This is a genomic window from Candidatus Symbiopectobacterium sp. NZEC151, assembly GCF_025962655.1.
In the GTDB taxonomy this organism is placed as follows: Bacteria; Pseudomonadota; Gammaproteobacteria; order Enterobacterales; family Enterobacteriaceae; genus Symbiopectobacterium.
Window position 1 is genome coordinate 16,922 of the sequence record NZ_JAGFPE010000006.1, and the last position, 20,717, is coordinate 37,638.

Below are 20,717 nucleotides of genomic sequence, written 5' to 3' on the forward strand. Positions count from 1 at the left end.
CAACCACCGCTAGCAAGAGAAGAGGCCTTACAGCAGTTGCGCCAATCGGTTGAGATCCGACTGAATTGCCCCGGCCGTTACATCGCGTCCGGCACCCGGCCCGCGGATCACCAGCGGATTGTCGCGATACCACCGGCTTTCGATAGCGAACACGTTGTCACAGGGCAGCAGAGAAGCCAGTGGATGATCGGGTCGTACCGCTTCCACGCCCACGCGCGCCTTGCCGCTGACATCGAAACGCGCCACGTGACGCAGCACCAATCCCATCTCCTGTGCCGCTTCCAGACGCTGTACCATCTGCTCGTTCAGCGAATCGCCATTTTCGAAAAACTGATCGATTGACCCCGCTTCACTGCCCGCAGGCACCAGCGATTCCACCCGTACCTGATTAGGTTCGATGTCATAGCCCGCTTCGCGCGCCAAAATAACCAGTTTGCGCATCACGTCCTGCCCGGAAAGATCGACGCGCGGGTCCGGCTCCGTCAGCCCCTGTTGCCAGGCCTGATCCACCAGCTCGGTGAACGGGACGCTGCCATCAAATTGCAGGAACAGCCACGACAAAGTGCCGGAGAAGATACCGCTGATAGCCAGAATACTGTCACCGCTGTCGCGCAGATCGTGCACCGCATAGTTCACCGGCAGCCCTGCACCCACGGTGGCGTTATACAGCCAGTGACGCCCGGTTTTGGCAAAGGCATCGCGAATCTGGCGATAACGATCGCCGCTGGAGGCGCCCGCAATCTTGTTGGCGCTGATCACATGAAAACCGTAGCTGGCGAAATCAAGATAGAGATCCGATACCGCTTCGCTGGCGGTTACATCCAACACCACCAGGTCGTCATAAGGATGAGCACGCATCCATAGGAACAGGTCTTCACCATCACGTTCCTGCGCTTCATCATCAAAGAAGGCCAGCACGCGACTGGCTTCCAGCCCGTCGTAGTTCAGCAGGCTACGCGTACTGTCTACCACGCCCGCCAGCACAAACTCAAAGCCGGTACGCGCCGAGATCAGCGCCTGCTCGCGCGCAAACAGCTCCAGCCAGCGGGAACCAATATTGCCTTTGCCGAACAGCACCAGTCCGATCCGTTTTTCTGCGCGGAACAATGAGTGGTGCAAACCGCGAATCAAATGCTCGGTCGGCCCCACGCGCAGCACCGCCACCAGGCTGATACCATCTTCGGACTGCCAGACAAACTCGATAGGCTGATCTTTCAACTGCTGATAAAAACGGTGGCTGTGCAACGGGTTACGACACACACCGGCCCCGACCATGGCTACCAACGCCAACCCTTCACGCAGAGTGAACGTCACTGGCAACCCCGCCTTTTCCAATGCCTGCCAGGCGCTGTCCACCACTTCCGAGGTGTAACACAGTTGCACCAGATTGCGATCGGCATGGACACCAATCGCCAGCGGACGCACTTGCGCACGGCTGACGAATTGTTCAATCTCTTTGTGCACGCGCGCAAAATCATGCTGTGTGGGAATCTGCACGTCGATCAGGCAAACGTCATCGTGGCTGGTGACAATCTTCGCCCCCGTGCCCGACGCTAACACGCGCTCAATGCGCGTAGAGCCTTGTTCCGGGTTGTAACTGCAACGCAGTTGCAGATCGATATCGCTCGCAGACACCGGCTGCAAGGTGCGCGCATGCAGCACCGGTGCCGCCAGACGCGCCAGTTCGCTGGCCTCATCAAGGCGCAGCAAAGGCAGCAGACAGGCATCTTTCACCTTACGCGGGTCGGCGCTGTAAACACCGGCAACATCGCTCCAAATGGTCACGCGCTCTACACCCGCCAGCGCACCGATTTGCGTTGCCGAATAGTCACTGCCGTTGCGCCCCAGCAATACCGTCTCACCGGCCTCGTTGCGGCTGATAAAACCGGTCACCACCAGCCGTTGCCCCAGATGCTGCGTCAACAGTTGTTGCAGCAGCGGCCAGGAGCGCCCTTCGTCCACCTGTGGCTGTGCGGAGCGTTCAGCGCGTAAGAAGTCGCGAGCGTCCAGCCAGTTGGCGTCGATATTGCTCAAGTTCAATACCGCCGACATCAGGCGCGCAGACCAAATTTCACCGTGCCCCACCACTTCGGCATAAACCGCATCGGTCACGCCGCCATCCAGCAGCGCCGCCAGACGCTCCAGATCGCGGATAAAAAGCGAGGTCAGCCGCTCTGCGGCATCCGCAGGCAGCAAACCGGCAATCAAATCGCTTTGGTAACGACGCAACGCCTGCTGCACCTGATGGGCAGAAAGGCGATCGCTCTGGCTCAGTTTGAGCCAGCTAATCAGTTGGTTCGTTGTGCCGCCTGCGGCTGACACCACCATCAAATCGCCAGGGCGGCTGTACTCCGCCATGATCCCCGCAACGCGTTGATAACACTTCACATCTGCCAGACTGCTGCCGCCAAATTTATGCAGTTGGCGGCCAGAAACCGCCGCTGATACGCCTAACGCACTCATGCTGCTCCCTCAGTTGCCACCCGGAATGCCCGATCCAGATCGGCAACCAGATCGTCACCGTCTTCAATGCCGACCGAAATACGCAGCAGGGTTTCAGAGATACCCGCTGCTGCACGCGCTTCCGGCGCCATGCCCGCATGGGTCATGGTGGCCGCATGAGAAATCAGGCTTTCCACGCCGCCCAGCGATTCCGCCAGCGTAAACAGTTCCAGCTCACCCAGGAAACGGCGCAGGGTGTCTTCATCCCCGTCCAGTTCAAAACTCAACATGGCACCGAAACCGGACTGCTGACGACGCGCAATCTCATGGCCGGGGTTGTTCGGCAGCGAAGGGTGATAAAGCTTTTTCACCAGCGGCTGCGTTTTCAGGTAATCAATCAGTTGCAGCGCATTTTTCTGCGCGGCGGCCATACGCGGGCCGAGGGTGCGCAGCCCGCGCAGCAGCAGATAGCTGTCAAACGCCGCTCCCGTCACACCGATATTGTTCGCCCACCAGGCCAGTTCGGTCACGAGCGCCGGGTCTTTGGCAATCACCGTGCCTGCCACCACATCGGAGTGACCATTGAGATACTTGGTGCAGGAGTGCACCACCAAATCCGCTCCCAGTGCCAGCGGACGCTGCAACGCCGGACTCAGGAAGGTGTTATCCACCACGCTGACCGCACCGGCTTCACGCGCTGCCTGACAAATGGCGGCGATATCCACCACGCGCAGCAGCGGGTTGCTGGGGCTTTCCACCAGCACCAGTTTGGGTTTTTCTTCCAGCGCCGCTGCCAGCGCAGCCGCGTCGCCCTGATCGACAAATTTTACGCGGAATGCGCCGCGCTTGCTCAGGCTGTCAAACAAACGGTAGCTGCCGCCATAGCAATCATGAGGCGCAACCAACACATCACCCGGACGCAGAAAAACGGTGCACACCAGCAAAATGGCTGACATGCCGCTGCTGGTCATTACCGATCCAGCCCCGCCTTCCAGTTCCGCCAACGCACGCTGCACCACATCACGCGTCGGGTTACCGCGACGCGAGTAGTCATGGGCTCTGGGCTGGTTGAAACCGGTGAAGTTGTAGGTGCTGGAGAGATGAATCGGCGGAACCACACAGCCGTATTGTTCATCATCATTAAGTCCGCTACGAACGGCGATCGTTGCTTGTTTACGCGTCATGGTCATTTTCCTAACTGGCGGCAGGGTATAGGCTCTCAAGAGTAATCCCAAGCTCAACGGACGTCAATACATCTAGACTTCTAAACTTCTTTGCGTATAGATTGAGCATTGACGGAAATCCCGTTAGAATTACCCTCATATCATGACGGTTTTATCTTCCCGACGACTATATTTTTAAGGTATCCCATGGCTGAGTGGAACGGCGAGTATGTCAGCCCTTACGCTGAACACGGTAAAAAGAGCGAGCAAGTTAAAAAGATCACGGTCTCGATTCCGCTTAAAGTGCTGAAAATCCTGACTGATGAGCGCACCCGACGTCAGGTCAATAACCTGCGCCATGCAACCAACAGTGAATTGTTGTGCGAAGCGTTTCTGCACGCATTTACCGGTCAGCCGCTACCGGATGACCACGATTTGCGTAAAGAGCGCAGCGATGAAATCCCTGAAGTGGCCAAGGCGATCATGCGCGAGATGGGAATTGACCCGGATACGTGGGAATATTGATCGGTTGATCGGACGGTAGAAACAATAAAGGCACCCTTGGGTGCCTTTATTGTTTATGCGGGGACGCTTATTTTTTGCTGCCCGGCACGCTGAAACGCTTGTTGAAGCGCTCAACACGACCACCGGTGTCAACAACACGTTGTTTACCGGTATAGAACGGGTGGCATTCGCCACAAACGTCCAGGTTCAGATCGTGACCCACGGTAGAATGGGTTTTGATAACGTTACCGCAAGAACACGTTGCAGTAATTGCGACATAATTCGGGTGAATACCTTTTTTCATGGCAAACCTCTGTTAAGGCCGTGTCGCTATCCAGCCCTGTTTCGCCAGACACCACACGAAGTTAAGTACTGTAAGCACAGTACTGTACATTGACTACTTACGATCAGTATACGCTTCGCCATCGCGCCGGTCATTACACCACGCATAGCAAAGTCGTATAAAGGCGGCGAATCATACAGAAATTAGCCAGCCGATGCAATCAGGTAACACATTTTAGTCTGCAACCTGTACACTGGCGGCGCAAGCCCCCATGACGTCCGCAGCGCGGTAACCCATCGTGCCGCCGGACTGCGCTGTGCAGGGAAAACAGCATAGCGCCAGAGTTATCAGCCGGAGAAAGCATGTCCATCGTTCAGGTCGCATTGCCCGTGCCACTGGCACGCACATTCGATTACCTGCTGCCCGCAGGCATGTCGCCGTCGCCGGGCGTGCGCGTCAGCGTGCCTTTTGGCAACCGCAAGGCAATTGGTATTGTCGTGGCATGCAGCGATCGCAGCGAACTTCCGGTAGAACAGCTCAAATCCATTCACGACGTACTCGATGCGCAGCCGCTTTTCCCTGACAGCCTGTGGCGCATTCTGCTCTGGGCCGTGGGCTACTATCACTATCCGATAGGTGAAGTGCTGTTCCACGCCTTACCGATTTTGCTGCGACAGGGCAAACCGGCCCATCGCGCCCCGCTCTGGCAGTGGTTCGCCACCGAACAAGGCAAGGCCACGCCGCTCGCCACGCTGGCGCGGGCCCGCAAACAGCAGCAGGCACTGGCGGCCCTGATACAGGGTGCGTTGTACCGCCATCAGGTGACTGAATCCGGCCTGACGGAAACCGCATTGCAGGCGCTGCGCGCCAAAGGGTTGTGCGATCTCAAAGCCATCGAGGCAGAGGTGCGGGACTGGCGTGACCAGCCCATCACCCATGATGAGCGGCTGCGCCTCAATACCGAGCAGGCGACCGCCGTGGGTGCCATTCGCAGCGAAGACAGCCATTTTACCACCTGGCTGCTGGCGGGGATTACCGGCTCTGGCAAAACCGAGGTGTACCTGAGCGCGCTGGAAAACGTGCTATCACAAGGCAAGCAGGCGCTGGTGCTGGTGCCCGAGATCGGCCTGACGCCACAAACCATTGCCCGTTTCCGCGCACGCTTCATCGCGCCGGTGGATGTGCTGCACTCTGGACTGAACGACAGCGAGCGCCTGGCGGTTTGGCTACGCGCACGCAGTGGAGAATCCGCGATTGTCATCGGCACCCGCTCCGCACTGTTTACCCCGTTTGCCCGTCTGGGAATGATCATCATCGATGAAGAGCACGACGGCTCGTACAAACAACACGAAGGATGGCGTTATCACGCGCGTGATTTGGCGGTGTTCCGCGCCAGAGAGGAAAATATTCCCATCGTGCTGGGCTCCGCCACGCCGGCGTTGGAAACGCTCTACAACGTGCAGAACGGTAAATACCGTCAGCTTACGCTGCGCAAACGCGCGGGCAATGCACAACCTGCGCGCCAACATATCCTCGATGTCAAAGGATTACCGCTTACCAGCGGCCTGTCACAGCCGCTGATTACCCGCATTCGCCACCATCTTGAACACAATAATCAGGTCATCCTGTTTCTTAACCGCCGGGGTTTTTCGCCGGTGGTGATGTGTCACGAATGCGGTTGGATCGCCGAATGCCAGCGCTGCGAGCACTATTACACCTATCACCAGCAGCAGCGTCAGCTCCGTTGCCACCATTGTGACAGCCAGCGTCCGGTGCCGCAGCAGTGTCCGCACTGCGGTTCAACGCACTTGGTGCCAGTTGGCTTGGGCACCGAGCAGTTAGAGGAGTCGCTGACGTCGCTGTTCACCGACGTACCGATTACCCGTATCGATCGCGATACCACCAGCCGCAAAGGCATGCTCGAACAGCAACTGGCGCAGGTACGTCAGGGTGACGCACGCATTCTTATCGGCACGCAGATGCTGGCAAAAGGGCATCATTTCCCTGATGTCACGCTGGTGGCGCTGCTGGATGTTGACAGCTCGCTGTTTTCTGCCGATTTTCGCGCCACAGAACGTTTTGCCCAGTTGTATACCCAGGTTTCCGGACGCGCCGGACGCGCCGGGAAAAGCGGCGAAGTGGTGCTGCAAACCCACCATCCTGACCATCCGTTACTGCAATTGCTGCTACAAAAGGGTTACGACGCCTTCGCCAGCCAGACGCTGAAAGAGCGCCAGAGCGTGTTTCTGCCCCCCTACACCAGCCACATTCTGTTCCGCGCCGACGATCACGATAATCAGCATGCGTCGCTTTTCCTCCAGCAGCTGCGCAACCTGCTGGAAAGTAGCCCGCTCAAGGATGATGCGCTCTGGCTGCTCGGCCCGGTTCCCGCATTGCAACCCAAACGCGCCGGGCGCTTTCGCTGGCAATTGCTGTTGCAGCATCCTTCCCGCGCCACGCTTCAGCGTGTCGTCAAAGCTTCACTGCCGCTGATCCCGCTCCTGCCCGAGGCGCGAAAAGTGAAATGGGTGTTGGATGTCGACCCCACCGATAACTGATCGCCGACGTTAACACACCGCGAAAAAATGCGAACGGTGCCGAAAAAACGACATCCGTCACATCTTTTATGCAATCGGAGCAGCAAAACTTGCGCGCCATCTGTTAAGCGTATGCAGAGAAACAGTATCCTTAGCACAAAAGGTGGTATAAGCCTGTCGGGCAAAAAATTGGGCGGTGTGCGTGCCGCCGTCTTGTTCGCCAATCGCATACGATGCAAGGAGAACCGCGTTGGACTATAAAAATGACACCACGCCGGCGACGATGAAAGACGTGGCAGAGGTCGCTGGTGTGTCGACGGCCACGGTCTCCCGAACGTTGATGAACCCGGAGAAGGTTTCCAGCCAAACGCGTAAGCGGGTTGAACAAGCCGTGCTCACTGTCGGTTACGCGCCGCATGCGCTTGCCCGTCATGTAAAACGCAGCGAGTCACGCACGCTGCTCGCTATCGTGCCGGATATTTGCGATCCTTTTTTCACCGATGTGCTGCGCGGTATCGAAGAAACCGCCGCAAAACAAGGCTATCTGGTACTGATTGGCGATTGCGCCCACCAGCATCACAAAGAAAAATCCTTCGTGGATTTGATTATCACCAAGCAGATTGATGGCATGTTGCTGCTCGGAGCCAATCTGCCGTTTAGCGCCAGCAAAGAGGAACGGCGCAACCTGCCGCCGATGGTGATGGTCAACGAGTTCTCACCCGACCTGGAATTGCCGACGGTGCACATCGATAATCTCACCGCCGCCTTTGATGCCGTTTACTATCTGCACCGGCTCGGGCATCGCCGTATTGCCTGTATCGCGGGTCCTGAAAACATGCATCTGAGCGAATACCGTTTGCAAGGGTATATTCAGGCGCTGCGCCGCAGCGGCATTCAAGTGGATAATCAGTATATCTATCGCGGCAGCTTCAGTTATGAAACCGGCATCAATGGGCTAATGATGCTGATGAAGCACCCGGCACCGCCCAGCGCCATATTTTGCCACAGCGACATGATGGCGATGGGCGTGCTCTCTCAAGCGAAAAAAATGAAGCTGGATGTTCCGAAAGACCTGTCGCTGGTGGGTTTTGATGATATCGAGCAGGCACAATACTGTTTCCCAGCGCTCACCACCGTCGCGCAACCCCGCTATGAACTGGGGTGTGAATCCATGCATCTGTTATTGGAACAATTGCAGGGCCATTCGGTGCCCAGCGGTTCACGGTTACTCAACAGCAAACTGGTTATTCGTGACAGCACGGCCACGCCAAATTACGCTCGTTATCGGGTTTAAGAATTCCGGTGCTGGTCAAAGTTTTTAGGGTTCAGTAACATGCTCCCTAAATCTTTCATTTCATTTGTAGCGAAACGACAGTGGCACAACGAGATTACGTCAGCCGTGGGCGCTCAGGCGCACGACGAAAAAAGACAACCAGTCGAAGAGGAGGCTCTTCGTCGGGCGTCTCTAAGTTCATGATAATGCTGGCTGTTGCCGTGCTGGTAACCTTTGCTGGCGGGCTCTATTTTATCGCCAACAACAAGCCTGCCGAGTCGCCGGTGTTACCGCGCAGCGCCACTAACAACGGCAATGGCCTGCCGCCGAAGCCGGAAGAGCGCTGGCGTTATATTAAAGAACTGGAGAATCGTCAGTTGGGTGTTCCTGAGCCGACGGCGCCCAATTCCGGTGGAGAAATCAAATCACCGGTCCAGCTTACGCAAGAACAGCGCCAACTGTTAGAGCAGATGCAGGCGGATATGCGCCGTGCGCCGACACAGTTGTCAGAAGTGCCTTATAACGATCAAACGCCGGTGCCCCGCTCTCAGGTCACGGTTACCACGCCCAAAACCGTGGTGGTACCGCCGGTGGCGACTACGCCGACGGTGACCCAGCCGCCTGTGAGTGCGCGTGCGCCCGTCGCCGCCCCCGTGACACAGCCCGCCACGCCTAAGCAGGAAGCGCAAAAACCGGTGGAAACCGCGAAGCAGCCGGAAGCGCCCAAACCAGAAAAAGCGCAGCGCTGGATGGTGCAGTGTGGTTCGTTTAAAACGCTGGAACCGGCGGAATCAGTGCGCGCGCAGTTGGCGTTTGCCGGTATCGAAAGCCGCATCGCCAGCAGTGGCGGCTGGAATCGCATCACATTAGGGCCGTATAAAGATCGTGCCACCGCCGACAAAATGTTATCGCGCTTGAAAGATGCAGGCGCAGCAAACTGTATTCCTCTCGCTGCCGGGGGTTGAAAACCCCCACCTTTTCCCCCATCTACAACATCAATATGCCCCGCATCGCTGTGGGGTTCTTCTTCCTTATCTAGCGGGGATCGACACGTGACAACTATAGTAAGTGCACGTCGCAACGGCCACGTGGTGATTGGCGGCGACGGCCAAGCCACATTGGGCAACACGGTTATGAAGGGCAACGTGCGTAAAGTGCGCCGCCTGTATAACGACAACGTCATCGCTGGCTTTGCGGGCGGCACCGCCGATGCGTTTACGCTGTTCGAGCTGTTTGAACGCAAGCTGGAACTGCATCAGGGCCATCTGGTCAAGGCCGCCGTAGAATTGGCAAAAGACTGGCGCACCGATCGTATGCTGCGCCGTTTGGAAGCACTGCTGGCCGTTGCCGATGAAAAATCATCACTCATCATCACCGGTAATGGCGATGTAATTCAACCGGAAAACGATTTGATTGCTATCGGTTCTGGTGGCCCCTATGCGCAAGCCGCAGCCAGAGCACTGTTGGAGAACACCGAGCTTAGCGCACGCGAGATCGTTGAAAAGTCGCTGGGTATCGCAGGCGATATCTGCATCTACACCAACCAGTTCCACACGATTGAAGAATTAGCCTCAAAGGCGTAAGGAATAACATTATGTCTGAAATGACCCCGCGCGAAATCGTTAGCGAACTCGACAGCTACATCATCGGTCAGCACAAGGCCAAACGTGCGGTGGCAATCGCATTGCGTAACCGCTGGCGCCGTATGCAGCTTTCCGACGCGTTACGCCATGAAGTGACACCCAAGAATATCCTGATGATCGGGCCGACCGGCGTCGGTAAAACCGAGATTGCCCGTCGTCTGGCCAAACTGGCTAACGCCCCGTTTATTAAAGTGGAAGCGACTAAATTCACCGAAGTCGGCTATGTCGGTAAAGAAGTAGACTCCATCATCCGCGATCTGACGGATGCAGCTATCAAGATGATGCGCCAGCAATCGCTGGAAAAAAACCGCTTCCGCGCTGAAGAGATGGCCGAAGATCGTATTCTGGATGCCTTGATTCCCCCGGCAAAAAATAACTGGGGCCAGCCGGAAGAGCCGCAAGAACCTTCCGCTGCGCGTCAGGCTTTCCGCAAAAAACTGCGTGAAGGACAGCTAGACGATAAAGAAATTGAAATCAATCTGGCAGCCACCCCGATGGGCGTTGAAATCATGGCCCCTCCCGGCATGGAAGAGATGACCAATCAGTTGCAGTCCATGTTCCAGAATCTGGCGGGTCAGAAGCAGAAAGCGCACAAGATGAAAATCAAAGACGCCTTCAAGCTGCTGATTGAAGAAGAAGCCGCCAAGCTGGTGAACCCGGAAGAGCTGAAACAGCAGGCTATCGAGTCCGTAGAGCAACACGGTATCGTGTTTATCGATGAGATCGATAAAATCTGTAAACGCGGGGAAACCTCCGGCCCGGACGTCTCGCGTGAAGGGGTACAGCGCGATCTGCTGCCGCTGGTGGAAGGCTGTACAGTCTCCACCAAACACGGCATGGTGAAAACCGATCACATCCTGTTTATCGCCTCAGGCGCGTTCCAGGTCTCCAGCCCGTCGGATCTGATTCCCGAGCTGCAAGGGCGTTTACCTATCCGCGTTGAGCTGCAAGCGCTGACCACGGAAGACTTCGAACGCATCCTGACGGAGCCCAGCGCATCACTGACGGAACAGTACAAAGCATTGCTGGCGACGGAAGGCGTGGATATCATCTTCACCACGGATGGCATTCGTCGCATTGCCGAAGCGGCCTGGCAGGTCAACGAGCGTACCGAGAACATCGGCGCACGTCGTCTGCATACCGTTTTGGAACGTTTGATCGAAGAGATCTCTTACGATGCCAGCGAAATGGGCGGCCAAACTGTTACCGTGGACGCAGAATACGTGCGTAGTCATCTTGACGAGCTCGTAGCAGATGAAGATCTGAGTCGTTTTATCTTATAATCCCTGTAACTCGGATTGTCCTGTTGCGCAAACGTTCTGTTTGGCAAATGATGGGAGGCTGACGCCTCCCATTTGCGTTTCTGGCCAGCGCTCATGGACTGGACTTTTCATCAACACATGCATGCGACAGACATTGCATTGAAAAAACGATACGTATCATGACCTTATCAACCAAAAGCAGCAAAACCAAAGCCTGGCTGGACAGCTTGCGTCCGAAAACGCTTCCCTTAGCGTTTGCGTCCATTGTCACAGGCTCCGCCATCGCCAGTTGGCACAACAATTTTAAACCGGGTATCGCTCTGCTGGCGCTAGTGACTGCCGGATTGCTGCAAATCCTCTCCAATCTGGCGAACGATTACGGTGATGCGGTAAAAGGCAGCGATACCGAAACCCGTATTGGGCCGTTGCGCGGCATCCAAACCGGCGTGATCTCGCTGTCGCAGTTGCGCATGGCGCTGATCGTCACCGTGGTGCTGACCATCGTGTCCGGGCTTTCGCTGGTCATCATGGCGTGCGAGAAGCCGTCGGATATCGTCGGTTTTCTGATACTCGGGGTGCTGGCGATGATCGCCGCCATTACCTATACCGTGGGTAACAAACCCTACGGTTATATGGGGTTGGGGGACATATCCGTCATGATTTTCTTTGGCTGGCTCAGCGTCGCAGGCTCCTATTACCTGCAAACCGGCCATTTTGACAGCATTGTTATGCTGCCCGCCACTGCCTGTGGCCTGCTCGCCACCGCGGTGCTCAACATCAACAATTTGCGCGATATCGACAACGATCGGCTCAGCGGTAAAAACACGCTGGCCGTTCGCCTCGGCGCGCAGCGTGCCCGTTGCTACCATTCCCTGCTGTTGCTGACCGCGCCGCTGTGCCTGGCCCTGTTCGCGATGTTTTATCTGCACACGCTGGCTGGCTGGCTGTTTATCCTGACCCTGCCGCTGCTGCTCAAGCAGGCTGCCTATGTCCGCCGGGAAATCAGTCCGTTCAGTATGCGTCCCATGCTGGAAAAAACCGTCAAGGGCGCGCTGCTGACCAATTTGCTGTTTGCTGTGGGTGTGATGCTCAGCTAAGCGGCGAGTATTTACTGATACGCATCAAGTTAACATTTGATGATTTTGCCAACACTTGCCTTTAAGGGATATACTCAGGATCCCGGCGGCAAACTGACGTAAATCCGATGAAATACGATACTTCCGAGCTGTGCGATATCTATCACGAAGAGGTGAACGTTGTTGAACCTCTGTTTTCCAACTTTGGAGGACGCACTTCCTTTGGTGGCAAAATCACCACGGTGAAATGCTTTGAGGATAACGGCATCCTCTACGACGTGCTGGAAGAAAGCGGCGTAGGCCGTGTACTTCTGGTGGATGGTGGCGGTTCTGTGCGTCGTGCGTTAATTGATGCCGAACTGGCCCGTCTGGCGACACAGAGCGCCTGGGAAGGCATCGTCGTCTACGGTGCGGTGCGCCAGGTGGACGACCTGGAAGAGTTGGATATCGGCATTCAGGCCATGGCTGCCATTCCAGTGGGTGCCGCCAGCGAAGGGGTTGGCGAAAGCGATATTCGCGTCAATTTCGGCGGTGTGACCTTCTTCTCCGGCGATCATCTGTATGCCGACAACACCGGCATTATCCTGTCGGAAGATCCGCTGGATATCGAATAGTTCGGCAATAACGTATTGATAAAAAAGGGCGCAATGCGCCCTTGAGATTGCAGACAAACGTGCTTATGCATGTCCGTGTTTCCCGGCGAATCACGACGAGGGGCACTCCGGCGGCTCACGCCGCTACGACCCCATCGCCGCACTCCGCCTAATAACAGACTGTTATACTCGCTTAGACTTCTTCCATCTTGCCCAGCAGCGCGCGCAGGCGTTCCTGCCAGACGACCTGTTCTTCTTTCAAGTGTTCGTTTTCACGCACCAGCGTTTCACGGGATGCAGCGGCCTGTTGTACTTCCTGGCTCAGCTGACCGTTCTTTTCTTTCAGCTCTTCGATTTCCATCTGCAATAATGTAATGGTATCAATCGCCTGCTGAACTTTGGCTTCCAGTTTTTCAAACACTTCAAATGACATTCTTCAACCCCTTTTAATCGCAAGGCACCAATGAGGCGTACTATCTCCCCTTCCCATGCCAATCCTGCTTAACGGACGCTCGCTATCACGCTTGCGTTAAGGATGGCACTCCACCAGCACGTCTCTTTCGTTCAGTGTATCAGTAAATTGTATGGGGCCGTCAGGGCGCTGTCTAGCAGACATCCACTCTGGTGGGAGTCTTGATCGATTTTTTAACCGCAACAATCAGCGCAAACTGAAATTCCTTGCTTGCTTGCATAATAATTCGCGCGCTACTCTTCTGCCCCACCCGCCCTCATGTTAACAACGTTAACGCTGCCATTAACATGAAACGGGCGTAAGTAACCGTACAGCAGTGCTTTGATAGGCGAATACGCTCATTTTTATGACGAACAACACACATTTTGATTTCGATATTTCTCGTTTTCGAACATTAACGATAAATTCACATCGTCCACACATTTATACAGGGTCGCTCTATGTCAGCGGCCTGAACATTACTCTGTAGCCCCGTAAACAGGAAACCATTATGAGTCAATCAAGAGTGCCAACCTTAAAAGGCCAATGTATCGCCGAGTTTCTCGGCACCGGTCTGCTAATTTTCTTTGGAGTGGGTTGCGTGGCAGCATTAAAACTTGCCGGTGCCAGCTTTGGTCAGTGGGAAATCAGCGCCGTCTGGGGTTTGGGCGTCGCCATGGCGGTCTACCTGACTGCTGCCATTTCCGGGGCCCACCTTAACCCGGCAGTCACCATCGCCCTGTGGCTGTTTGCCTGCTTCGACGCACGCAAGGTAGTTCCGTACATCATTGCGCAAGTGGCGGGAGCCTTCTGCGCCGCGGCCCTGGTTTACGGTCTTTATCACAATTTGTTCGCAGATTTTGAACAGACTCACAACATCGTGCGCGGTAGTGTGGAAAGTTTAAATCTGGCGGGCACGTTCTCGACGTATCCACACCCGCAGATTTCAGTCTTCCAGGCCTTTATCGTTGAAATGGTTATCACCGCCGTACTGATGTGTTTGATTCTGGCGCTGACCGACGATGGCAACGGCGTACCGCGCGGTCCGTTAGCACCGCTGCTGATCGGTATCCTGATCGCAGTCATCGGTGCCTCCATGGGTCCGTTGACCGGGTTTGCACTAAACCCTGCACGTGACTTCGGTCCGAAGCTGTTTGCCTATCTGGCTGGCTGGGGACAAGTGGCCTTCACCGGCGCGCGTGATATTCCGTATTTCCTCGTGCCGATTTTCGGGCCGATCGTTGGGGCATGTTTGGGTGCCTTCGGCTACCGCGCCTTGATTGGCCGTAATTTGCCTTGCGATGTCTGCGAAGTAGAAGACAAAGAAACGCAGCGTACTGAAGCACGCTAAGCGACGCCACGGCATACGCTTTTTTACCCGCTACACAACAGGATTAGAACCTATGACACCGGAAAAAAAATACATTGTCGCGCTGGATCAGGGTACTACCAGCTCCCGCGCCGTCATACTCGATCATGATGCCAACATCATCGCCATCTCCCAGCGCGAATTCACCCAGATTTACCCCAAAGCGGGCTGGGTTGAACACGACCCGATGGAAATCTGGGCAACGCAAAGCGCCACGCTGGTTGAAGTGCTGGCTAAAGCAGATATCAGCTCTGATGAAGTAGCCGGTATCGGTATCACCAACCAACGTGAAACCACGGTGGTGTGGGAAAAAGAGACAGGCAAACCGGTTTACAACGCTATCGTATGGCAGTGCCGTCGCACCGCTGATATTTGCGAAACTCTGAAAAAACAAGGTCTGGAAGATTACATCCGCACCAACACCGGCCTGGTGGTTGACCCTTACTTCTCCGGCACCAAGGTGAAGTGGATTCTGGACAACGTAGAAGGTGCGCGCGAGCGCGCCAAACGTGGCGAACTGCTGTTCGGTACCATTGATACCTGGCTGATTTGGAAAATGACCCAGGGTCGCGTACACGTGACCGATTACACCAACGCCTCACGTACCATGCTGTTCAACATCAAGACCTTGGATTGGGACGATCGCATGCTGGAAGCGCTGGATATTCCACGCAATATGCTGCCGCAAGTGCGTCCTTCTTCCGAAGTCTATGGCCAAACCAACATTGGCGGCAAAGGCGGCACGCGTATTCCGATCGCCGGTATCGCCGGTGACCAGCAAGCAGCCCTTTACGGCCAGCTTTGCGTTCAGCCGGGCATGGCGAAAAACACCTACGGTACAGGCTGCTTCCTGCTGATGAACACCGGCAAAGAGCCGGTGCAATCCCAGCATGGCTTGCTGACCACTATCGCCTGCGGCCCGCGTGGCGAAGTAAACTACGCGCTGGAAGGTTCCGTGTTCGTGGGCGGTGCCTCTATTCAATGGCTGCGTGATGAACTGAAACTGATCGGTGAATCCATGGACTCCGAATATTTCGCCACCAAGGTGAAAGATTCCAACGGCGTCTACGTTGTCCCTGCCTTTACCGGACTGGGCGCACCCTATTGGGACCCGTATGCCCGTGGTGCCATCTTCGGCCTGACGCGCGGCGTGAACTCCAACCACATCATCCGCGCTACGCTGGAATCCATTGCTTATCAAACACGTGACGTGTTGGATGCCATGCAGGCAGATTCAGGCACACGTCTGCAATCACTGCGCGTTGACGGCGGTGCGGTTGCCAACAACTTCCTGATGCAGTTCCAGTCCGATATCCTCGGCACCCGCGTAGAACGCCCTGAAGTGCGCGAATCCACCGCACTGGGTGCAGCGTTCCTGGCAGGTCTGGCTACCGGCTTCTGGAACGATTTGGATGAAGTGAAGAGCAAGGCAACGATTGAACGTGAGTTCCGTCCCAGCATTGAAACCGTAGAGCGTAACTACCGTTACAGCGGCTGGAAGAAAGCCGTGGCACGTGCTCAAGCGTGGGAAGATCACGAATAATTCCCGCAGGGAAAACAAAAAGGGCGCAGCAATAGCTGCGCCCTTTTTTATTAACCGGCAACGGGTAATCGCTCAGGCGTCAGCGCATTGATGCAACGCTGTACCACACCGTCGACGGGTGAGGCGATATCTACCGCCACCACATCCGGTTCGTCCGCCTGTGGCGTTTCCAGCGCCATAAACTGACTTTTGAGCAAACTTTCCGGCATGAAATGGCCTTTGCGCTGCTGCATACGAGCCAATACCAGCGCGTAATCCCCCGTCAGCCAGAGAAAGGTGATGCCGTGATTATCCTTCCTCAGCCGATCGCGATAGCGTTTTTTCAGCGAGGAACAGACCAGAATGCCTGTCTCATTCTTTTGTTGCAGGCTGAAGATCACATCGTTCAACCGCTCGAGCCAGGGCTCACGGTCATCATCATTCAGCGCCTGCCCCTGTGACATCTTGAGAATATTGTGACGCGGATGCAGATCGTCACCATCAATGAACTTGGCCCCTAACCGCTGCGCCAACCGCGCACCCACACTCGATTTTCCCGTGCTGGATACGCCCATGATCACCGCGCATTGTCCTGCCATAACGGCTCCTTGTTAAACGGCAACCAGCATGCCGCCATCAACAAACAACAAATGTCCGTTAACAAAATCAGAGGCGCGTGAGGAGAGATAAACCGCCGCGCCGATCAGCTCTTCCGGGTTGCCCCAGCGCGCAGCAGGCGTGCGTTTACACAGCCATTGGGTAAAGGCTTCATCGTCGACCAGCGCTTTGGTCATGGCGGTTTTGAAATACCCTGGAGCAATGCCGTTGACCTGAATGTTATAGCGCGCAAGCTCAACGCACATGCCACGCGTCAGCATTTTTACCGCCCCTTTTGAGGCAGCATAGGGGGTAATGGTGTCCCGCCCAAGCTCACTCTGCATTGAGCAGATATTAATGATTTTGCCGCGCTGCCGTTTCACCATAAAACGGGATACCGCCTGAGAAACCAGAAACACGGATTTCTGATTAACGTCGATCACTGCATCCCATTCTTTTTCAGGAAACTCAGTGAAAGGATGGCGGCGTTGAATACCGGCGTTATTAATCAGCACGTCGATTGCACCAATATTTTCTTCAATCTCGGCAATGGCGTTATTCACCGCCTGACCATTGGTCACATCAAAAGCACAGGCATAAGCGACAAACCCGGCATCACGTAATTGGCTGGCAGCATGTTGAGCGCGATCGTCGGTAATATCATTGATAATAATATCGGCACCTTGCTCGGCTAAACCTTGCGCCAACAGAAAACCAATACCTTGCGCGGAACCGGTAATAAGGACTTTTTTATTCGTTAACGAAAAAAGATCTTTCATTATGCTTTCCCGATAAATAATAGAACGGCATGTCCTATTGATAACGATAAGGAACTCAAAGCCCGCTGAGAAGAAGGCTCAATAAGTGATCGTGTGGAGCGCCGCTGTCGTGATAATAACAGCGGCGTAAATAACATCGCCAATGCCAGACGCCCTATTATCAAACCGGTTTATTACCCGCAAAACTGTGAGGAAGATCACTCAATATCATGTTACGAAAAGAGGTTACTTTTTACGTGATCCGTTGCGCGTATTTCCGCTGGAATAGAGGCTACCGTTTATGCCCCTTTCTCTAACACACGAAAAACACTTATTATTTTCGCGCTTATTGCCATGTTACAAGAGGTATTCCGGTAACACGCTTTCCTTTTCCCGAAGCGGCAGTGCATAATCCTCGTTTTGAATCAGGCGACACTCGGGCTTTCCTGCATGAAGAACCAGCGCGTTACGTTACAGGACATTGCACAATTATCAGGCGTCACCAAGATGACCGTCAGTCGTTATCTGCGCACGCCGGATAAAGTGTCGCCTGAAACCGCGCAGCGCATCGCCCAGGTGATGGCGGAAGTGAATTACACTGCCGATGAACGTAAAGAGGCGGCACAAGCGCCCGCACCGCGCATCGGCATTCTGGTGCCTTCGTTTAATAACCAGATTTTCTCCGATCTGCTGGCCGGGATTGAATCGGTTACCGCACTGAACGGCTACCAAACGCTGGTGGTCAATTACAACTACGATAAAACCCGGGAAGAAGAGCAGATCGTTAACCTGCTGTCTTGTAACATCGCCGGCTTGATTCTTACCGACTCCGAACACACGCTGCGCGCCAACAAATACCTCGACTCGGCCAATATTCCCGTCGCGCAGGTGATGGATCTGGAGCCGTTACCGGGCCGCATTGTGGTTGGGTTCAACAATACGCAGGCCGCCTATGACATGACGGTGGCGATTCTGGCCAGCGGCAAACGCCACGTGCTCTATTTTGGATCCATGTCCGATGTGCGCGACCGCAAGCGCTATCAGGGCTATAGCCGCGCCATGCAGGAAGCGGGATTAGAACCGATGCAAATATCGCCCAACAAGGTCTCTTCTGTCTCGATTGGTGCTGATATGCTGGCACTGATACGCCAGATGTACCCACTGGTGGATGCGATTTTCTGCACCAATGACGATATCGCTGTCGGGGTGCTGCAAGAGTGCCTGCGCCTGTCGCTTAACATTCCGGGTCACATCGCGATTTCCGGTTTCCACGGTTTAGATATTGGGCAAGCCACCACACCTGCCATTGCCAGCGTTGTCACACCCCGTTTTGAAATGGGTAAAGTGGCAACAGAAATATTGATCAAAAAAATCAATAAACTGCCAACGATTGAATACGTTGATTTGCATTATCGCCTGTCGCTGGGCGGTACGCTGTAATCGCCTGCCAAACGCGCCATTGCCACCCAAATGCGGCGTGACTCGCCGCCAAATGTCAGGCCGATCACGTTGCCGGTAACATCTTTTTTTAACATGATTTACAGTGATATCTGTCACAAAAATAAAATCGGAAAAAGGTTCTCATATTTATAACGTCAACAATGCCTGATGACAGAGAAGTACAAAATAAGTATCGGCAACAGTTATATTGCCATTGATTAATTAATATTCATTCGGAGCACCTATTTCTAAAATAGATCTCAATGCAAGATGATGCGGGTTAATAATACGCATCACATAAATCCTTTTACATAACATTATGTGCCTTATCATTTGATTTGGCATCCAGGAATGTTTTTCAACATTATCCTGCTGCACGCTAAGATGCAGATGATAACAATGCAAAATAAACAGGTAACCATGATGACGACTAAAAAATTAGCTGTTCAGCGTTGGTGGTATTTAATGCCCATCATTTTTATTACCTACAGCCTCGCCTATCTCGATCGCGCCAACTATGGTTTCGCGGCCGCATCAGGTATTGAGGTGGATTTGGGCATCAGCAAGGGAACATCTTCACTGATTGGCGCGTTGTTCTTTCTCGGCTATTTCTTCTTTCAAGTACCGGGTTCCATTTACGCCGTCAAACGCAGCGTGCGCAAACTGATTTTTGTCAGCCTGATCTTGTGGGGGTTGTGTGCTGCCGCCACCGGGTTGGTCAATAATATTCCGATGCTGATGGTGATCCGTTTCATCCTCGGCGTGGTAGAAGCGGCGGTGATGCCCTCCATGCTGATTTACATCAGCACCTGGTTTACCAAAGAGGAACGCTCGCGCGCCAACACCTTCCTGGTATTGGGCAATCCGGTCACCGTGCTGTGGATGTCCATCGTCTCCGGCTACCTGATCAATGCGTTCGGCTGGCGCGAAATGTTCATTATCGAAGGTGCGCCGGCGATTATTTGGGCGTTTATCTGGTGGTTCCTGGTACGCGATAAGCCGTCTGAAGTCACCTGGATGAGTGCTCAGGAAAAGGCGGATTTCCAGGCGGTGATGGATGCCGAACAAAAGAATATCAAGCCGGTACGCAACTACGGTGAAGCCTTGCGTTCACGCAACGTGATTATTCTGTGTGCCGTGCATGCCTTCTGGAGCATCGGGGTTTACGGCTTTATGATGTGGATGCCGTCGATCCTCAAATCTGCCGCCTCTCTGGATATCGTTTCCGTCGGCTGGCTCTCGGCACTGCCTTACTTTGCTGCCATCGTGCTGATGCTGACGGTCTCCTGGCTGTCGGACAAAATGCAGAACCGCAAGCTCTTTATCTGGCCTCTGCTGTTGATCGCATCGTTAGCCTTCTTCACCTCTTACGCCATTGGTACCCAGCACTTCTGGGTGTCTTATGCGCTGTTGGTGGTTGCAGCTGCCTGCATGTATGCACCCTATGGCCCGTTCTTCGCCCTGATTCCTGAGCTGTTGCCTAAAAACGTTTCTGGGGTATCGATTGGTTTGATCAACAGCTTTGGCGCACTGGGCGCATTCCTCGGCGCCTGGCTGGTTGGCTACCTCAACGGCATTACCGGCAACCCGAGCATGTCCTATAGCTTTATGGCCGTTGCCTTGCTGCTCTCGGTGGTATTGACCATTACGGTTAAAGCGCCGGGCAGTGAGAAAAAAGCACAACTCGCCACTTCACACCGTTAATACTCATGACGCCGCTCAGCAGAGCGGCGTATTCTCCACTCCCTTGATATCATCCTGCTCGCGCCCGCAGCGAGTGTGGTAAAATCGCGCTCCATTCCCT

Annotated in this window: 19 protein-coding genes; 12 read left to right on the forward strand and 7 right to left on the reverse strand. The window is 54.7% G+C overall.

The genetic code is table 11. The features are described from left to right. Window positions 1–27 precede the first annotated feature (27 nt). Together J5067_RS17250 and metB are read right to left on the reverse strand one after the other, a co-directional pair. The gene (locus J5067_RS17250) at window positions 28–2,463 is read right to left on the reverse strand and encodes a bifunctional aspartate kinase/homoserine dehydrogenase II (RefSeq protein WP_264645108.1); all 2,436 of its coding nucleotides are present in this window, start codon (window positions 2,461–2,463) and stop codon (window positions 28–30) included. Next, a complete protein-coding gene (gene metB, locus J5067_RS17255) occupies window positions 2,460–3,626 on the reverse strand; it encodes a cystathionine gamma-synthase (protein WP_264651637.1) in 1,167 nt (388 codons plus the stop codon). The genes J5067_RS17250 and metB overlap by 4 nt, the downstream gene beginning before the upstream one ends. Before the next feature lie 186 nt (window positions 3,627–3,812). Here metB and metJ point away from each other — a divergent pair, with 186 nt between their 5' ends. Then, complete coding sequence (gene metJ / locus J5067_RS17260; protein ID WP_196907435.1) at window positions 3,813–4,130, forward strand: met regulon transcriptional regulator MetJ; 318 nt, start codon at window positions 3,813–3,815, stop codon at window positions 4,128–4,130. 67 nt (window positions 4,131–4,197) lie between these two features. Here metJ and rpmE read toward each other — a convergent pair whose 3' ends face one another. Next, complete coding sequence (rpmE, locus tag J5067_RS17265) at window positions 4,198–4,413, reverse strand: 50S ribosomal protein L31 (protein ID WP_195313079.1); 216 nt, start codon at window positions 4,411–4,413, stop codon at window positions 4,198–4,200. A 341-nt stretch (window positions 4,414–4,754) separates the two neighbouring features. On the opposite strand from rpmE, the gene priA reads away from it, so the two are divergent. From priA to rraA, 7 genes are all read left to right on the forward strand, one after another. Beyond that, window positions 4,755–6,950, forward strand: coding sequence for a primosomal protein N' (gene priA / locus J5067_RS17270; RefSeq protein WP_264645110.1), 2,196 nt, complete (start codon window positions 4,755–4,757; stop codon window positions 6,948–6,950). 229 nt (window positions 6,951–7,179) lie between these two features. Further along, a complete protein-coding gene (cytR, locus tag J5067_RS17275) occupies window positions 7,180–8,223 on the forward strand; it encodes a DNA-binding transcriptional regulator CytR (RefSeq protein WP_264645111.1) in 1,044 nt (347 codons plus the stop codon). Window positions 8,224–8,303: 80 nt separating this feature from the next. Continuing rightward, window positions 8,304–9,167: a cell division protein FtsN gene (gene ftsN / locus J5067_RS17280; RefSeq protein WP_264651638.1), complete on the forward strand. Its 864-nt coding sequence runs from the start codon at window positions 8,304–8,306 to the stop codon at window positions 9,165–9,167. An 87-nt stretch (window positions 9,168–9,254) separates the two neighbouring features. After that, the gene (gene hslV / locus J5067_RS17285) at window positions 9,255–9,785 is read left to right on the forward strand and encodes an ATP-dependent protease subunit HslV (protein WP_264645113.1); all 531 of its coding nucleotides are present in this window, start codon (window positions 9,255–9,257) and stop codon (window positions 9,783–9,785) included. Between the two features lie 11 nt (window positions 9,786–9,796). Next, window positions 9,797–11,128 carry an HslU--HslV peptidase ATPase subunit gene (gene hslU / locus J5067_RS17290; RefSeq protein ID WP_264645114.1) on the forward strand — a complete coding sequence of 444 codons (1,332 nt, stop codon included), beginning with the start codon at window positions 9,797–9,799 and terminating at the stop codon, window positions 11,126–11,128. 158 nt (window positions 11,129–11,286) lie between these two features. Then, window positions 11,287–12,204 (forward strand): 1,4-dihydroxy-2-naphthoate polyprenyltransferase, encoded by a 918-nt coding sequence (locus tag J5067_RS17295; RefSeq protein WP_264645115.1) that lies wholly within the window; start codon window positions 11,287–11,289, stop codon window positions 12,202–12,204. Between the two features lie 107 nt (window positions 12,205–12,311). Continuing rightward, window positions 12,312–12,797, forward strand: a complete 486-nt coding sequence (rraA, locus tag J5067_RS17300; RefSeq protein ID WP_264645116.1) for a ribonuclease E activity regulator RraA — start codon at window positions 12,312–12,314, stop codon at window positions 12,795–12,797. A 172-nt stretch (window positions 12,798–12,969) separates the two neighbouring features. Here the strand turns inward: rraA and zapB are convergent, their stop codons facing one another. After that, complete coding sequence (zapB, locus tag J5067_RS17305; RefSeq protein ID WP_264645117.1) at window positions 12,970–13,209, reverse strand: septal ring assembly protein ZapB; 240 nt, start codon at window positions 13,207–13,209, stop codon at window positions 12,970–12,972. 529 nt (window positions 13,210–13,738) lie between these two features. On the opposite strand from zapB, the gene J5067_RS17310 reads away from it, so the two are divergent. Both J5067_RS17310 and glpK read left to right on the forward strand, forming a co-directional pair. Then, complete coding sequence (locus J5067_RS17310) at window positions 13,739–14,578, forward strand: MIP/aquaporin family protein (protein ID WP_264645118.1); 840 nt, start codon at window positions 13,739–13,741, stop codon at window positions 14,576–14,578. A gap of 52 nt (window positions 14,579–14,630) precedes the next feature. Further along, window positions 14,631–16,139 carry a glycerol kinase GlpK gene (gene glpK, locus J5067_RS17315; RefSeq protein ID WP_264645119.1) on the forward strand — a complete coding sequence of 503 codons (1,509 nt, stop codon included), beginning with the start codon at window positions 14,631–14,633 and terminating at the stop codon, window positions 16,137–16,139. A 50-nt stretch (window positions 16,140–16,189) separates the two neighbouring features. On the opposite strand, the gene J5067_RS17320 is transcribed toward glpK, so the two are convergent. Beyond that, a complete protein-coding gene (locus J5067_RS17320; protein ID WP_264645120.1) occupies window positions 16,190–16,717 on the reverse strand; it encodes a gluconokinase in 528 nt (175 codons plus the stop codon). Between the two features lie 12 nt (window positions 16,718–16,729). Further along, window positions 16,730–17,494: a gluconate 5-dehydrogenase gene (idnO, locus tag J5067_RS17325; RefSeq protein ID WP_264651639.1), complete on the reverse strand. Its 765-nt coding sequence runs from the start codon at window positions 17,492–17,494 to the stop codon at window positions 16,730–16,732. 429 nt (window positions 17,495–17,923) lie between these two features. On the opposite strand from idnO, the gene J5067_RS17330 reads away from it, so the two are divergent. After that, complete coding sequence (locus J5067_RS17330; protein WP_264645122.1) at window positions 17,924–18,913, forward strand: substrate-binding domain-containing protein; 990 nt, start codon at window positions 17,924–17,926, stop codon at window positions 18,911–18,913. On the opposite strand, the gene J5067_RS17335 is transcribed toward J5067_RS17330, so the two are convergent. Beyond that, window positions 18,883–19,008, reverse strand: coding sequence for a hypothetical protein (locus J5067_RS17335; protein ID WP_264645123.1), 126 nt, complete (start codon window positions 19,006–19,008; stop codon window positions 18,883–18,885). The genes J5067_RS17330 and J5067_RS17335 overlap by 31 nt on opposite strands. Window positions 19,009–19,333: 325 nt before the next feature. Here J5067_RS17335 and J5067_RS17340 point away from each other — a divergent pair, with 325 nt between their 5' ends. After that, on the forward strand, window positions 19,334–20,617 hold the full coding sequence (locus J5067_RS17340; protein ID WP_264645124.1) for an MFS transporter: 1,284 nt from the start codon (window positions 19,334–19,336) through the stop codon (window positions 20,615–20,617). The last annotated feature ends 100 nt before the right edge of the window (window positions 20,618–20,717 follow it).

Excerpts from the sequence above, each read along its gene's own strand:
- J5067_RS17250 (WP_264645108.1), bottom strand. The coding sequence starts at position 2,463 with ATGAGTGCGTTAGGCGTATCAGCGGCGGTTTCTGGCCGCCAACTGCAT.
- J5067_RS17335 (WP_264645123.1), bottom strand. The coding sequence starts at position 19,008 with ATGTTAAAAAAAGATGTTACCGGCAACGTGATCGGCCTGACATTTGGC.
- J5067_RS17340 (WP_264645124.1), top strand. The coding sequence starts at position 19,334 with ATGATGACGACTAAAAAATTAGCTGTTCAGCGTTGGTGGTATTTAATG.
- J5067_RS17310 (WP_264645118.1), top strand. The coding sequence starts at position 13,739 with ATGAGTCAATCAAGAGTGCCAACCTTAAAAGGCCAATGTATCGCCGAG.
- hslU (WP_264645114.1), top strand. The coding sequence starts at position 9,797 with ATGTCTGAAATGACCCCGCGCGAAATCGTTAGCGAACTCGACAGCTAC.
- priA (WP_264645110.1), top strand. The coding sequence starts at position 4,755 with ATGTCCATCGTTCAGGTCGCATTGCCCGTGCCACTGGCACGCACATTC.
- rpmE (WP_195313079.1), bottom strand. The coding sequence starts at position 4,413 with ATGAAAAAAGGTATTCACCCGAATTATGTCGCAATTACTGCAACGTGT.
- metB (WP_264651637.1), bottom strand. The coding sequence starts at position 3,626 with ATGACGCGTAAACAAGCAACGATCGCCGTTCGTAGCGGACTTAATGAT.
- J5067_RS17295 (WP_264645115.1), top strand. The coding sequence starts at position 11,287 with ATGACCTTATCAACCAAAAGCAGCAAAACCAAAGCCTGGCTGGACAGC.
- J5067_RS17330 (WP_264645122.1), top strand. The coding sequence starts at position 17,924 with ATGAAGAACCAGCGCGTTACGTTACAGGACATTGCACAATTATCAGGC.
- zapB (WP_264645117.1), bottom strand. The coding sequence starts at position 13,209 with ATGTCATTTGAAGTGTTTGAAAAACTGGAAGCCAAAGTTCAGCAGGCG.
- glpK (WP_264645119.1), top strand. The coding sequence starts at position 14,631 with ATGACACCGGAAAAAAAATACATTGTCGCGCTGGATCAGGGTACTACC.
- metJ (WP_196907435.1), top strand. The coding sequence starts at position 3,813 with ATGGCTGAGTGGAACGGCGAGTATGTCAGCCCTTACGCTGAACACGGT.
- J5067_RS17320 (WP_264645120.1), bottom strand. The coding sequence starts at position 16,717 with ATGGCAGGACAATGCGCGGTGATCATGGGCGTATCCAGCACGGGAAAA.
- idnO (WP_264651639.1), bottom strand. The coding sequence starts at position 17,494 with ATGAAAGATCTTTTTTCGTTAACGAATAAAAAAGTCCTTATTACCGGT.
- rraA (WP_264645116.1), top strand. The coding sequence starts at position 12,312 with ATGAAATACGATACTTCCGAGCTGTGCGATATCTATCACGAAGAGGTG.